The sequence below is a fragment of the Nitrogeniibacter aestuarii genome (assembly GCF_017309585.1).
In the GTDB taxonomy this organism is placed as follows: Bacteria; Pseudomonadota; Gammaproteobacteria; order Burkholderiales; family Rhodocyclaceae; genus Nitrogeniibacter; species Nitrogeniibacter aestuarii.
Map to the genome: position 1 here is coordinate 160,829 of NZ_CP071321.1, position 14,637 is coordinate 175,465.

General features: G+C 62.4%; 12 protein-coding genes. 10 read left to right on the forward strand and 2 right to left on the reverse strand.

All coding sequences use genetic code 11. From position 1 onward, the window contains the following. Positions 1–71 precede the first annotated feature (71 nt). Together J0W34_RS00715 and J0W34_RS00720 are read left to right on the forward strand one after the other, a co-directional pair. Positions 72–1,772, forward strand: a complete 1,701-nt coding sequence (locus J0W34_RS00715) for an Hsp70 family protein (RefSeq protein WP_230970302.1) — start codon at positions 72–74, stop codon at positions 1,770–1,772. Between the two features lie 12 nt (positions 1,773–1,784). Continuing rightward, positions 1,785–3,770 (forward strand): J domain-containing protein, encoded by a 1,986-nt coding sequence (locus J0W34_RS00720; RefSeq protein ID WP_230970303.1) that lies wholly within the window; start codon positions 1,785–1,787, stop codon positions 3,768–3,770. Here the strand turns inward: J0W34_RS00720 and J0W34_RS00725 are convergent, their stop codons facing one another. Next, the gene (locus tag J0W34_RS00725; RefSeq protein ID WP_230970304.1) at positions 3,771–4,895 is read right to left on the reverse strand and encodes an aminotransferase class V-fold PLP-dependent enzyme; all 1,125 of its coding nucleotides are present in this window, start codon (positions 4,893–4,895) and stop codon (positions 3,771–3,773) included. Between the two features lie 213 nt (positions 4,896–5,108). Between J0W34_RS00725 and J0W34_RS00730 the strand changes: the two genes are divergently transcribed. From J0W34_RS00730 to J0W34_RS00765, 8 genes are all read left to right on the forward strand, one after another. Beyond that, a complete protein-coding gene (locus J0W34_RS00730; protein WP_230970305.1) occupies positions 5,109–8,066 on the forward strand; it encodes a type VI secretion system Vgr family protein in 2,958 nt (985 codons plus the stop codon). Positions 8,067–8,072: 6 nt separating this feature from the next. Beyond that, positions 8,073–9,275 carry a hypothetical protein gene (locus tag J0W34_RS00735; RefSeq protein WP_230970306.1) on the forward strand — a complete coding sequence of 401 codons (1,203 nt, stop codon included), beginning with the start codon at positions 8,073–8,075 and terminating at the stop codon, positions 9,273–9,275. A gap of 15 nt (positions 9,276–9,290) precedes the next feature. Continuing rightward, positions 9,291–9,968, forward strand: coding sequence for an AHH domain-containing protein (locus J0W34_RS00740; RefSeq protein WP_230970307.1), 678 nt, complete (start codon positions 9,291–9,293; stop codon positions 9,966–9,968). Then, positions 9,965–10,591 carry a hypothetical protein gene (locus J0W34_RS00745; RefSeq protein WP_230970308.1) on the forward strand — a complete coding sequence of 209 codons (627 nt, stop codon included), beginning with the start codon at positions 9,965–9,967 and terminating at the stop codon, positions 10,589–10,591. The genes J0W34_RS00740 and J0W34_RS00745 overlap by 4 nt, the downstream gene beginning before the upstream one ends. Positions 10,592–10,618: 27 nt before the next feature. Continuing rightward, positions 10,619–11,242 carry a hypothetical protein gene (locus J0W34_RS00750; RefSeq protein ID WP_230970309.1) on the forward strand — a complete coding sequence of 208 codons (624 nt, stop codon included), beginning with the start codon at positions 10,619–10,621 and terminating at the stop codon, positions 11,240–11,242. Positions 11,243–11,269: 27 nt separating this feature from the next. Then, the gene (locus tag J0W34_RS00755) at positions 11,270–11,893 is read left to right on the forward strand and encodes a hypothetical protein (RefSeq protein ID WP_230970310.1); all 624 of its coding nucleotides are present in this window, start codon (positions 11,270–11,272) and stop codon (positions 11,891–11,893) included. Between the two features lie 66 nt (positions 11,894–11,959). Next, positions 11,960–12,790: a phospholipase D-like domain-containing protein gene (locus J0W34_RS00760; RefSeq protein WP_230970311.1), complete on the forward strand. Its 831-nt coding sequence runs from the start codon at positions 11,960–11,962 to the stop codon at positions 12,788–12,790. Next, on the forward strand, positions 12,787–13,881 hold the full coding sequence (locus tag J0W34_RS00765; RefSeq protein WP_230970312.1) for a T6SS immunity protein Tli4 family protein: 1,095 nt from the start codon (positions 12,787–12,789) through the stop codon (positions 13,879–13,881). The genes J0W34_RS00760 and J0W34_RS00765 overlap by 4 nt, the downstream gene beginning before the upstream one ends. 191 nt (positions 13,882–14,072) lie before the next feature. On the opposite strand, the gene J0W34_RS00770 is transcribed toward J0W34_RS00765, so the two are convergent. Next, positions 14,073–14,588, reverse strand: a complete 516-nt coding sequence (locus J0W34_RS00770) for a hypothetical protein (RefSeq protein ID WP_230970313.1) — start codon at positions 14,586–14,588, stop codon at positions 14,073–14,075. Positions 14,589–14,637: the final 49 nt, after the last annotated feature.

Sequence of the window (14,637 nt, forward strand, 5' to 3'; positions counted from 1 at the left end):
CGCCGGATCCCGCGATACACTGGCGCCCTGAGATGGCAACGCCAATGGCATGAGCAGGAGAGAGCGGCGGCATGATGATTGGTATCGATCTGGGCACCACCAACAGTCTGGTGGGGGTGTTTCGCGACGGTGAAGCGACCTTGATTCCCAATGCACTGGGGCATGTGCTGACCCCGTCCGCGGTCGGCATCGACGAGCAAGGCAACATGCTGGTGGGCTTGCCGGCACGCGAGCGCATCGCGACCCACCCGGATCACACCGCGATCGCCTTCAAGCGCTGGATGGGTACCGACAAGACCCTGATGCTGGGCAAGAAGCGTTTTCGCCCTGAAGAACTCTCTGCGCTGGTGCTGGGTGCGCTCAAGCGCGACGCCGAAGCGTTTCTCGGCGAGCCGGTCACCGAGGCCGTCATCAGCGTGCCGGCCTACTTCAACGAGGCGCAGCGCAAGGCCACCAAGACCGCGGCCGAACTGGCCGGGCTCAAGGTGGAGCGCCTGCTCAACGAGCCGACCGCTGCGGGGCTGGCCTACGGGCTGGCCGAACGTCAGGAGATGAGTACTTTTCTGGTCTTCGACCTGGGGGGCGGCACCTTCGACGTGTCGGTGCTGGAGTATTTCGAGGGCGTGGTCGAGGTGCGTGCCAGCGCGGGCGATACCCGGCTTGGCGGTGAGGACTTCGTGCAGGTGCTCATCCGCCTGTTTCTGGAGCGTTGCAAGGCGCTGAGTGCGGCCGATCGCGAACGCATCGAGCGCGACCAGAGCCTGTGGCGTATCGCCGAGCAGGCCAAGCGCGATCTGGGCGAGCACGAGCAGGTCGTCATGCGCCTCCGGTTCGGTGACGCGACTCACGAACACACCATCACCCGGGCCGACTTCGAGGCCGCCTGCGCCGATCTGCTCCAGCGCCTGCGCCACCCCATCGAGCGCGCGCTCAAGGACGCTCAGCTCGACCCGGGCGCCTTGACCGAAATCGTGCTGGTGGGCGGTGCGAGCCGCATGCCGGTGGTGCGCCAGATGGTGACCCGGTTGTTCGGTCGGCTGCCGCTGCGCCATATCAACCCGGACGAGACCGTGGCCCGCGGTGCGGCGATTCAGGCGGCGCTGAAGGCGCGTGATGCGGCGCTGGACGAAGTGGTGCTCACCGACGTGATGCCGTTTTCCCTCGGCATCATCATCAGCCAGGAGACAGGTGGGCGGCGCATTCCCGACCGGTTTTCGCCGATCATCGAACGCAATACCCCGGTACCGGTGTCGCGCGTAGGGAGCTACTGCACGGTCCGGGACCAGCAGGCCGCGATCTTTCTGGATATTCGTCAGGGCGAATCGCCCGTGGGCTCGGACAACCTCAAGCTGGGCGAACTGGAAATGCCCGTTGCCGCCCTGCCGGCGGGCGAGGCCAACGTGGATGTGCGCTTTACCTATGACGTGAACGGCCTGCTCGACATCGAAGTGACCGACACCCGCACCGGCCACAAGGTGAGCACCGTCATCAAGCAGTCTGAAAACGTGATGACCGAGGCGCAGATTGCCGAGGCGCTGGCTAAGCTCGCCGATCTCAAGGTGCACCCGCGCGAGAAGCAGGAAAACATCTATCTGGTGAATCGGGCCAAGCGGCTGTACGAAGACAACCTGGGCGAGGTGCGTCAGCAGATTCTCGACTGGCTCTCCCGTTTCGAGGGCATCCTCGAGTCCCAGGACGAGCGTCGCATCCGTCAGGCACGCACGGACTTTGCCGCCGCGCTCGACAGCATCGATCGTGGCTTCATTCTCTGAGCGGTCGCTGGCGTGAATGACCACTGGGACTGCCTGGGGCTCGAACCCACCGACGACCTGGCCACCATCAAGCGTGCCTATGCCAAGGCACTCAAGCTCAACCGGCCCGAGGACGATGCCGGCGCCTACCAGCGCCTGCGCGAGGCCTACGACTGGGCGCAGCAATTTGCGCGCTGGGCAAAGGCCAATCCCGGCTGGCGGGAGGAGGACGACGACCCGGACGAGGACGTCAGCGAGACGGATGAGGCTGCCGCGCCATCGGACCTCGACAGCCCGACGAGCAGCCACGAAACGCGCCCACCGCCAGAGCATGAAGTGCAGATCGCGGTATCACCACCGGATCATCGTGCCTGGTGGCAGCGTGTCGGTGTCGATCCGGCCGCCGTGCTCATGCCGCACGATCGCGTGCTGCTCACGGGCGAGGGCGCGGCCGAACCGCTCATCTTCGTGAGTGTGCTGGGGCAGGCCGCGCCAACCCTTGTGCCACGCTGGCATCGGCATGTGGTGCCTGAGCATGAAGCCACCTGGGCCGACCCGATCTACGGTTTCGACGATCTGCACGCCGTCGACGCCAACGACGTGCTCGATGTGCTGGCCGACTGGCGTGACGCCGACGATCCGAATGAAGACCGCAGCGAAGCCCTCGTGCATCTGCTCCATCAGCTGCCGCTGCGCGAACAGGACGAGGTGCAGGTGCGGTGTGCCGGATTCGTGCTGGAGCAATCTGACCTTCCGCCCCGGCTGGTCCTCACGCTGGCAAACTGCTTCGACTGGGGGCGTGATTTCCGGCTCGAACAACTCATCGGTGAAGACGACGCGCTGGCGCTCTATGAGCGCATCGAGCGGGCGCGGGAAGATCTCGCCGAACTCGGGCCGCGAGGCCTCAGGGCCGCGCAGGCGCGCCTGTCTCGCTTGCTCGACTCGGCGCGGGCGCATGCCGAAAAACGCTATGCCACCTTCTGGGCGCGCCTGCTCTTGAGCCCTGTGGCGCACTATCGTGATCTGAAGGCACCAGATGCGGCCGTCGTTCTCTCGGTTGCGGAGCTGCCAGTGCGGCCGCTCTCCAGCGCTGTGCGTGCCGTGTTCTTCGTTTGTCTGCTCGCCGTCGCTGCGCTCATCGGATTCATGCATGGCGTCGACGGCGTGCTCCATGCGCTTGGCGCCGGAACTGCGCTTGAGCCGCGACTGACCTACCCCTTGCTGCTTCTCGGGGGAGGCGCGCTCGGCTATTACATGATGGCCGAATGGCCCCTGCCCGGGCTGGTCGGTATTTTCAGCCGGTTGGGCGGGACGCGGCCGGGCGAATGGCTGGCCCAGCAACGACACCAGCGCGTCACCTACTGGCTCTGGCTGGCCTATCTGCTGATTCTGACGGTGGGTTTGACCGTGCCTTACGACGCCATGCAGAGGGACGACGTGGCGATGGATCCCGGCGTCTGGATTGCGATATCGGCGCTCTTCAGTGCCTTGCCATTGCTTGCCCTATGGCCGCGCGGTGAAGCATGGGAGCCTCTGTATCTCCCCATGTGGGGCATGTTCAGCGCGGTGCTGGGGGCAAACACCAGTCTGGGCTGGCTGATGTCGCTGCCCATTGCCGCGGCCTGGATCGTGCTGGCGGCGCTGGTCGCGGTGTGCCATGCCGCGCTGGCCGATCGCGTGGTCAATGGCTTCTTCGGGTTGATCCGTCCCACTGGTTTCCGCTGGGTCCTGTTCTTCATTTTCATCAAGGGCGTCGTGGTGTTCTATACCGCACTCGCCCTGATCACCCCGCCACTGTGGTTGTGCGTCTATGCGCGCGATGCGGGCTGGCAGAAGGTGTGGATGGCCATGATGATCGCCTTCGGCCTGTGGGGGACCGGGCTGCTGGCGCTCGACGGCTTCAGCTTCATGGTGTGGCTCATGGTGACGCTCTTTGCCATGACGCGGCTCGACCGCCTGATCGCCAATACGCTCGACACGCGAGCCCTGGGCGCCGCCGGAGGCGACGCCCGCGCCTGATCACGCCGCGTTGAGCGCCGTGTTGAGCGTGGCGACGGTGCGGTCCACGTCCATCAGCTTGTCGAGGCCGAACAAGCCCACGCGGAAGCTCTTGAAGTCGGCAGGTTCGTCGCACTGTAGCGGCACGCCCGCAGCGGTCTGAAGGCCTTTGGTCATGAACGTTTTGCCGGTGTGGGTGGCGTCGTCTTCGGTGTAGCTCACCACCACGCCCGGCGCCTGGAAGCCTGGCGCCGCCACACTCTTGAAGCCATGCCCTTCGAGCAGGTCGCGCACACGGCGGCCCAGCTCGATCTGGGCGCTCTTGAGCTTCTCGAACCCGATGCCCTCCATCTCCAGCATGGTATTGCGCATCTTCGTGATGCCATCGGTCGGCATGGTGGCGTGGTAGGCATGGCCGCCGCCGAGGTAGGCATTCATGATCTGCATCCACTTCTTCAGGTCGGCGGCGAAGCTGGTGCTGGTGGTCGTTTCGATGACCTCGAGTGCCCGCTGGCTCATCATCACCATGGCGCAGCAGGGTGAGCCGCTCCAGCCCTTTTGCGGCGCGCTGATGAGGATGTCCACACCGGTGGCCTGCATGTCCACCCACACGGTGCCCGAGGCAATGCAGTCGAGCACGAACAGGCCGCCCACCTCGTGCGTGGCCTCGGCCACGGCCTTGAGGTAGTCGTCGGGCAGGATCATGCCGGCGGCGGTTTCCACATGCGGCGCAAACACCATGGCCGGCTTCTCGGCGCGAATGGTCGCCACCACCTCATCGATGGGTGCCGGCGCAAAGGGGGCCTGATATTCATCGCTGGTGCGACGCGCCTTGAGTACCGTGTGGCTCGACGGAATGTTGCCCATGTCGAAGATCTGCGTCCAGCGGAAGCTGAACCAGCCATTGCGGATCACCAGCGCCTTCTTGCCGGACGCGAACTGGCGCGCCACGGCCTCCATGCCGTAGGTGCCGCCGCCGGGTACCAGCACGGCCGATTCTGCCTTGTAGGTGTCTTTGAGAATCCGCGACACATCCCGCATGACCGTCTGGAACTTCTGCGACATGTGGTTGAGTGATCGGTCGGTGTAAACCACCGAGTATTCGAGCAAGCCGTCGGGATCGACGTCTGGTAACAAGCCTGGCACGGGTGTCTCCCAATCTCTGGTCTGTGGCCGCTATTGGGTGCGACCTGAAACGTACAGCATGCCACCGTTTTCATGACGGCTCCACCCTGTGCGAAGCAGGGGGATCTGGCGCCTCTTGCGAGATCATTGAAATGGCATGATTTGCGGCTGTCTGTTTGCCAATGGCATAGTCTCGCGTACCATACAACCCCTCGTGTTTGTCCTGACCTTGCCATGTTTTCCGAGTTTTCCACCGCCACGCGGCTGTACGATCTGAGCTGGCGCGACAGCGGCCCTGAGTTGCTGGTCGAAGCCTGGTGGGGCCATGAGGCCCTGTCGCAGGGGTTCGAGCTGTGCATCGACGCGCTGTCGACCGACGCACACCTGGCGCTCAAGGACTTTCTGGGCAAGGCGGTGAGCCTGCGCTGCGCCCTGCCCGACGGCAGCGCCAGCACCCGCAGCGGTCTCGTGCGCGCCGCCTTCAAGCTGGGCAGCGACGGCGGCTTCACCCGCCACCGGCTGGTGGTGGTGCCCTGGAGCTGGCTGCTCACGCAAACGCGCAACAACCGCGTCTTCCAGGACAAGAGCGTGGTCCAGATCGTCGAACAGGTATTCGCCACCCACCAGCAGTTCGCTGCCTGGCAGTGGAGCGATGAAGTGGCAGGCTTTCTGGAGCGCGTGCGTCCCCGCAGCTACTGCGTGCAATACGGCGAAACCGACTACGCCTTCATTTCCCGCCTGCTGGCCGAAGAGGGCATCGGCTGGTGCATGGAAGAAGACGACAGCGCCCCGGCCGGCCACCGCATGCGCCTGTTCGCCGACAGCGGCGCCTTCCCCGAAGACGTCCAGTCCCAGGTGGGCGGCATCCGCTTTCACCGCGCCGACTCGCAGGAAGAGAGCGACGCCATCGTCGCGCTCGGCGCCCACCGCAAGCTCGGCCTGTCGGTGGGCACCACGCTCAGCTACGACTACAAGCACAAGAAGATCGTCGCCACCAGCCTGCCCAGCGTGCAGCGCCCCGGCGGCCCCAACGCCCCGGTGCTCGAAGACTTCGACGACGCCGGGCTCTACGCCTACGCCGACCGGGCCGAAGCCGAGCACTACGCCGGGCTCATGCTCGAAGCGCGCGAAGCACGCTTCAAGACCTTCATCGGCCGCGGCACCGTGCGCAGCTTCCGCCCCGGGCTGGCCTTCAGCCTGAGCGAATCGACGCTCGACGCCCTGGTCGACTCACCCGACGACGCCACCGACGAGAACGCCACCCGCTTCGGCCTGCGCTCGGTGCTGCATGTGGGCATCAACAACCTCACCGGCGAAGCCATGGCCAGCATCGCCAAGCGCCTGTCCGGCGCACTGCACACCGACCCCGGCGCCTGGGAAGAGGCCGAGACACCCCGCGCCGACATCGCCCACGCCCCCGCCCAACTGCCCGATCGCATCCTCGAACTGGCCTGCGAGCGCGGCTACGGCAACCAGTTCGACACCCAACGCCTCAGCGTGCCCTGGCGCCCCGTACTGGCCGACGGCACCGGCGAGCGCCTCAACCCGCGCCCCACCGCCCCCGGCCCCATGACCGCCATCGTCGTCGGCCCGCAGGGCGAAGCCAGCCCCAATGGTGCCGACGAGCTCTACTGCGACAAATACGGACGCATCAAGGTGCGCTTCCACTGGCAGCAAGGCCTCGAAGCGGACGACAACCGCAGCTGCTGGCTGCGCGTGGCCAGCCGCCAGGCCGGCGAAGGCATGGGCTGGCAGTTTCTCCCGCGTATCGGGCAGGAAGTGCTCGTGGGCTTCCTGGGGCAGGACATCGACCGCCCCATCGTCATCGGCGCGCTCTACAACGGTCGGGGCGAGGGTGGCGTCGCCCCCACCCCGGGCGGCGAGACCGGCAGCGAATCGGACACCAGCGTCTTCACCCAGGCCACCGACCACAGCCCCTCCGCCCAGGGCAACCTCAGCGCCGGCAACAGCCCCGCCTGGCACGGCGGCGCCTCCACGGGCCACGGCCACGCCGCTGCCCTGACCGGCTTCAAGACCAAGGAGTTTGGTGCCAACGGCAGCTACGCCGGCTACAACCAGCTCGTCTTCGACGACACTGACAGCCAGCAGCGCGTGCAGCTCAAGAGCACCGAATCGACCAGCGAACTCAACCTCGGCCACCTCATCCACCAGGCCGACAACTACCGCGGCTCCTTCCGTGGCACCGGCGTCGAACTCAGAACCGATGCCTGGGGCGCCCTGCGCGCCGGCAACGGCTTGCTCATGAGCACCTGGGCCAAAGGCAGTGACCGAGAACCGGCCGGCGACAACAGCGCCGGCATGGCCCTGCTCAAGCAAGCCACCACCCTAGGCGAAACCCTCTCGGGCGCCGCCAAGACCCACCAGACCGTGCAACTGGCCAGCGCCCTGGGCTCCCAGGCCGCCAACCAGAGCGCCATCGACCCCGACGCCGCCCCCCTCAAGGCCCTGCACACCGTCGCCAGTGGCATGGTCGCCCGGGACAGCACCGGCGCCGCGAACAGCGACGCGGGCGCCAAGAACACCGCCGTGGGCGATGGCAAAGTCCCGCATCTCACCGATGCCGCCATCGTCCAGGCCGCCAAAGCCGGCCTGGCCATGGTTGCCGGGCAACACCTGCAATGGACCGTGGGCGAGACCGCCACCCTCATGAGCGGCCAGGACACCAACTTCGCCATCGCCGGCAAGACCCGTATCCACACCGGCCAGGCCATCGGCCTGCTCGCCGGCGCCATTCAGCCCGGCGAGCAGAACACCGGCATCAAGCTCATTGCCGCACAAGGCGACATCGATGCCCAGGCCCAGAGCGACGAGATGAAGTTCCAGAGCAAGAAGGACCTCAAACTCGTCTCGGCCAGCGCCAACATCGACTTTGCGGCGGCCAAGAAGATCGTCATGTCAGTCGGGGGCGGGGCGAGCATCACCATCGACGGGGGCATCACCGTGCAGTGCCCGGGGACGATTACGGTGCATGCGAGCAAGAAGAGTTTTAGTGGGCCGACGAGCGAGAGTTACGCGTTGCCCGTCATGCCCACTGAGAACAGCGACTGGGTCAAGGTTGACGCGGTATACGACGACGCCTGGAACACCCGTTGGCCCTTGGACGACATGAAGCTCGATCTTGGCGGACAGCCGCTGGCCACCCACTTCAACCTCCCCAAGACCAAGGAGTAAGGCCAGATGGCTTCGGAAGACGAGGGCGCGAAGAAGTTGCTCACCCCACAGGGCGGCTCCGTCGCCGTGATGGCAAATCCGAGAAATGTCAGTGAGAAGGAGATTCACGACGACAGATTGCTGATCATTCAACGCCTTGACGGTTGCTATGGCAATCTCGTTGAGCACATGGCACCAATGCAGGCGGCCTGGGATGCCAACCCCATGGTCGCGTTGGGCGAAGCGGCCATCGACGGTGCCAGCGCTGGTGTTGGTGACTGGGCCGACGACTTTGCCGACATGTTCGACAAGAAGACGTGGGTCGCGTTGGGGGACAAGTTGGAGCATGCGGCAGGCGCCGTCTACGACACCACCCGCGAGTATGCGGCGGATGTCTACCAGCGCATCGACGCGCTCTTCGAGAACGCCGACGATACCCTCGCCAACTGGGCATGGTGGCAAAGCCAGATCGAATCGGCCGAGCAGGCCGTCGTTGACGATCTCCAGCGAAAGTACGAAGCGATGAGGGAAACGGTTGATGACATCGAGGAGGTCATTGCCATCGCCCAGCGGGTGTGGGCCTATCGGGACGACATTCTCAACCTCCCTAAGCTGATTGCAGAAGGTGACGCCAAAGCGGTGCAAGCCTTTGTCGACAACACACTACCGAAGATCGACAAGGAACTGGCCGATGGCATTCGCAACGACCCGAATTTCTACGTCGTGCTGGAGATCATTCAGGACAATGACAGCGCGCTGGCCTATCTGAGTTACGTCAGCCTGGCCATCGAAGCCGTGCCGCCCAACTTCTACGCCTACCACGCCGGCAAGGGCGGCGCCTACCTGATGATTGAAGTGGTGCTGCTGATCGTCACCGCACTGCTATCGGCCGGCACCGTCGCCGCAGCACGCATCGCCGCACTCGGCGCGCGAATTGCCGCCAGCAGCGCCAAGGTCGCCGGCGTTGCCCGCAAGGTCGAAGCGGCGCAACGCGCCTTCGCCGCCTTTGTCCGCATGCTCGACGACTTCTCGGCCGCCGCCAACCAGCTCCACGCCCTGGGCGCCAAGCTCAACGTGGCGCGCCAGCGCGGCCTGCGTGTTGCGGGCAGCACAAAAACCACCATCACCGCCCGCCGCGCCGCCATCAAGCGCGACCGCCGCTGCCGCATCTGCGGCAGCAGCAAACACAGCACACCGCACGGGCGGCTGGGCACGGTCGAGTACGAATAAGGAGAAGAAGGCACAATGCTCGGCAACGTACTGAAGGACGCCAAGTACCTCAAACGCATCAAGGACGCCACGGACCTGCTCTCCGACCCCGGCCACCCGCGCCACCACGGAATCAAGATGCAGGCGCATCATGTGATTTCGGCGGAGGGGGTGAAGAAGTCTGGTCTTGGGAACGATCTCGTTCGATTTGGCTATGACATCAACCTGTTGGACAATCTGGTCTTCATTCCCTCGACGCTACAGGGCGCGTGCCACTTGGGCGTGCAGCCGCACCGGGGAGATCACAGGGCGCCGGTCGAGGGGGATGAGTTTGATGATGATCGGAAGCGACCGGATGACTACCATAGAACGATCGCCAAGCGAGTCAATGAGTTGAAGCGCCTGCTTACCGACAATTGCCCGGCCGAGGATCCGGACCGGCGGCGGACGATTCACCAGAAGATGGATGAGATCAGCAAGAAAATTGCGAAACTCATCCGAATCGTCCCGAGTAAAGCTCCTCTGACGAGAGTTGCGAAGCACTTCGGCCCGACATCAAAGATCGGCTGCGGCGGGGTCGATTCGATTCCTCGCCACGAAGACCATCCCTGCCCGGTGGAGCGACATCACCACGGTCAGCAAGGCCCCGGCCAGAAGGACGAGCAAATCACATACCGGAAAGATAAGCCGTATCAGTTGAAGGTGGGACGATGAGCGCAGGCAGGTTTGACAATGACTACTATTTTGTCCACGAAGTCCCTCACGATGAGCGTCTTCCATACCTGACACCCGATGAAGACACGTCGCGCAAACCCTATACGTCCAAGCGACTCCCGATGCATACCAAACCGTTGATTTTCCACAACGGCTCCTTGGATTATCAAAAGGCGAACCGCATCACTCCGTACGATCCGCCCCCGGAAATCCTCTTCAGTGGCTCCGACGTTGTCGTCAAGGACAAGCTGCGCGACAAACTCCTGCCGCTGGAAATTCCCAACCTCGCCATCCAGCCGGCGATCTACATCGACCACAAAAACAACTGGCACGAGGACTACTGGTATCTGACATTCACCGAGTTGTTCGATTGCTGGGATCGAGAGAGGTCTTACTACGACCCCGATCCGGTCGATTTCGACGATGTGAAGCTCTACGAGGTGTACACCTACTCGCTCGACGAAAAGGTGTTGGAAGAAACGCCGCTCGAATCTCGGCGCCTGTTCAAGATGGGTAGCACCACGGAAGGTCCGGTTGTCGTCCACGTCTCCATTGCAAGCTGGTTCGGACTTAGCGGCGCAGTGCTTGTGCCCATCGCCGAGTATGGGGTGTCATTTCCCTGAAGCGAGAGCGGTGTTGAAGGTCGGACGATGAGCACAGGAAAATTCGATAGCGACTACTACTTTGTTAGAAAAGCGCAAGACGAGCGTTTGCCGTCGTTGACACCCGACGAAGATACATCTCGCAAGCCTTATACGTCGGAGCGGCTTCCGATGCATACCAAGCCATTGATCTTCTTCAACGGTGCGTCGGATTTTCAGAAGAGCAATCACATACGGCCAAGTGACCCGGCTCCAGACATCCTTTTCAGCGGTTCGGATGTCCTCGTCAAAGACGAAGTACGCGATAAACTTCTGCCGCTGGAAATCCCCAACCTCGCCATCCAGCCTGCCATCTACATCGACCACAAGAACAACTGGCATGAGGACTACTGGTATCTGACGTTCACCGAGTTGTTCGATTGCTGGGATCGTGAGCGATCGTCATATCGGCCCAAGCCCATCGATTTCGATGGAGTGAAGATCTACAACGTACGTCAATATTCCCTGAACGATGACCTGCTTGACGAAACCCCACTCGAGTCCAGACGGCTGTTCAAGATGGGTGGCACGCTGGATGGCTTCGTCGTCGTCCATGTCTCCATTGCGAGCTGGTTCGGACTCAGCGGCGCAGTGCTTGTGCCCATCGCCGAGTACGGGGTGTCATTTCCTTGAAGCGAGAGCGGTGCTGAAGGTCGGACGATGAGCACAGGAAAATTCGACGGCGAATACTATTTCGTGCTGAAGGACAGGGCAGAGGGAATGCCAGAAATGACGCCGGATGAGGACACCGCAAGGAAGGGCTATCGGTTCACTCGGCTTCCGCTGCACACGAAGCCTCTGATATTTCACAACGGCTCATTGGAGCATCAACGAGCAAATCGAATTAGGCCCATCGACCCGCCTCCCGAAATTCTATTCGATGGCTCCGACGTCCTCGTCAAAGACGAAGTACGCGACAAACTCCTGCCGCTTGAAATCCCAAACCTCGCCATCCAGCCTGCCATCTACATCGACCACAAGAACAACTGGCATGAGGACTACTGGTATCTGACATTCACCGAGTTGTTCGATTGCTGGGATCGAGAGAGGTCTTACTACGACCCCGATCCGGTCGATTTCGACGATGTGAAGCTCTACGAGGTGTACACCTACTCGCTCGACGAAAAGGAGTTGGAAGAAACCCCGCTCGAATCTCGGCGCCTGTTCAAGATGGGTAGCACCACGGAAGGTCCGGTTGTCGTCCACGTCTCCATCGCGAGCTGGTTCGGGCGCAGCGGCGCAGTGCTGGTGCCCATCGTCGAGTACGGGGTGTCATTTCCCTAAGACCGTCTTGGCCTCCGATTTGGTGCTTCCCTTGGATACAAATTTTCAAGGCTGGATGGAAATTGCTTGGGCCCGAAGACATCCCTGCTCGAAGCCTGCGACGAGTACGTCACCTTGCTCAACCTGCGCAACTGGGAAAAGCTTTGCGAGCGCTACGTGACCGAACAGATCTACGTGCACTCAAAGCTGATGGTTGTGGATGACCGGATCGCGCTCATTGGCAGTGCCAACATCGATGACCGCAGCTTGCTGGGCGAACGCGATTCGGAACTGGCGGTACTGGTGATTGACGACACCCATGAGAAGGCCGACATCGGCCTGGGCCGGCAGACGCCGGTGCGCAAGTTTGCGCGGGAACTGCGCATGGACATCTGGAAGAAGCTGTTCGGAATCACCGGCAATGTGCGCCCGGCCACGCATCTGCAGGCGGCCATCGAACAGCCGGTCAAGCCAGCCAGTTGGAAGGCGATTCAGAAGCAGGCGCGGGAGAATGCCGAGGCGTATGAGAAGGCGTTTGAGTTTGTTCCGAGGAATTGGGTAGATGAGGTCGAAGGCAGGGTTCCTGCCAAGATCTTGCCCACTTGGGATTCAAGCTCCGACGTGCCTGAGGGAATAGCGGCCAATTGGGGAAAGAAAGGCTATCTGAAATCGCCATTACCGTTCCAGTCGGAATTCTGGGGTAAGCCACGTTACAACCCGACCGCCGTGGCCGGCCTCAACGACATCAAAGGATTCATTACCGCCCTGCCCGTTCACTGGACCGAAGGCGAGAATATCAAGTTTGTGTTCCCGACATCGCTAGTGGTGCAGAACGATCGTACACCGGCCGGTACGCCGCTAAAGACCGCTTGGGACGCAACGCAAGAAGACCAAGCTATAACGGACGAACACGTATGAGCTACCGGAATATTGCGATGGCCCTCGGGCTTTGTCTGCCGCTGGGCGCTTGCGCCGACAAGCCTGCAAACCAGACATGGCCAATCGAATGCGTAGGGCGCATGCAGATTTCGTTGCCGGGCGAGGCCGATCAGGCAGCCTTACCAAGTTCGGCATTCATTGAACAGTTTGCCGCAACTCAGACAAAGCGTATCCGGCACACGTACTCAGATGGGTCGTACGCTTCGCGGGTCAATTTATATTTTCGCGCCGGCGTGGAAGTCAGTCAAAAACTCAGCAATCAGGAAGTCGCGAATCTGAAGGGGGCCATCAAGGAGCGAAATATCCGGGTACAGCAGCATGCGAAAGACCAAGGCGGACAAGTGACATATTTGAATACTGGTCCGCTTGAAGGCTCAGTGCTGGTGCGAAGCGATGTGTTTTACATCTCTTCCACATTGATATTTGGCCAACATGCGCTGACATGGAAACTTCGCACGGACGAAAAACGCTTTGACGAAGTGAAGGCTTTGGCTAACGGTTTGAGCACGAACCTTCGTCCCCGCCCCCTTTTCGACACCCCCCACGAACCTGGCGTCTGCCTGCCCTATGCCTTCATCCGCGACGACGGCACCACCCCGCACAGCATCGCCATGAGCTACCGGCTCAATGATCACCCGGACATCGTCATCAATCTGGAGAGCAGTAGCGCAAGCCCCACACCGAAAAAGGGCGACCATGCCCGCCCGGATACCGTCACAGACGAGACGCGCACGAGTGATTTCTGGAACCAGCAGATGACATGGCTGCACACGTTCAAAACCCACTGGAAGCGCCCATTCTCCATGCGCAGTGTGGACATCGCCGGTCGTAAAGGCACGGCATCGTTCGTGGAAGTGGTGCGCGAAAAAGGCGGTCCCACCGACCACATCTATCTCGTGGTCGCGCGCGGCAATCCGGACGCCCCCGAGGCTGAGCCGGACATCCGCTTGTTCGTCGAGCAGACGCAGGAGAACGCCACCAAGCGCGGCATTACGCCGCTGACGCAGGACGAGGTGCAAGCGCTGGCCGAGCAGATCACTGCGAGCGTGTCGATCAGGCCCACTCTCTGATCGCTTACCGCAAGTCTTCTGGACCATGCAAACCCTCGTGGGTGGCCGTAAGAGCCTGCTCAACGGCATTCGCAGGGGGTTGAAGGCACTGCTGGTTGCAGTAGGCTGGCAAACCGTTGCGCCAAAAGATCGATGAAGAAGTTAATCAGGGCGCCGCGGCGCCCTGATTTATTGCGTTCAAGCCCGGAAGTTCAAGCCGTCTTCTTAACCGCCACCCGACGGCGCGTCACCGGCTTCTTCTCCACAGCCGTGGTGCTCTGTTCCATCGTCTTCAGCATGCTCGCGCCGGCTTCGGCGGCCAGTTCGGCGCTTTCTTCGACGGCTTGTGTCATCAGTTCGGCGGCTTCGACCATCACTTCAGTGCCGGCCGGGCTCCAGCGCTGCAGATCTTCGTAGCTGGCGTGGGCGGTGCGCTGGATGGTGGCCAGCTGGGCGTTGAGCAGGTCGACCCACTTTTCGTAGCTGTTGGTGAACACCTGCATGGCGCTTTGCAGCACCGAGACGGCGGTGTCCACCTGCACGGGGCTCGGTTGAGCGCCGGAGAGCATGGTCTGGGCGCGCTCGGCCTGGGTGTCGAAGCTGTCGCGGGCGTGCTGGAGCGAGAGCTGCATCATTTTCTCGATGGTATCCACGCTCAATTGACCATAGGCGTGCAGGTGGTCGATGGATTCGATCTGGTGTTCTTTGACGAGCGCTTGGGCAATCATGGGTTTGACCTCACTGGGTTGTCCGGGGGGTTGTCGGGAGCATAAGGGT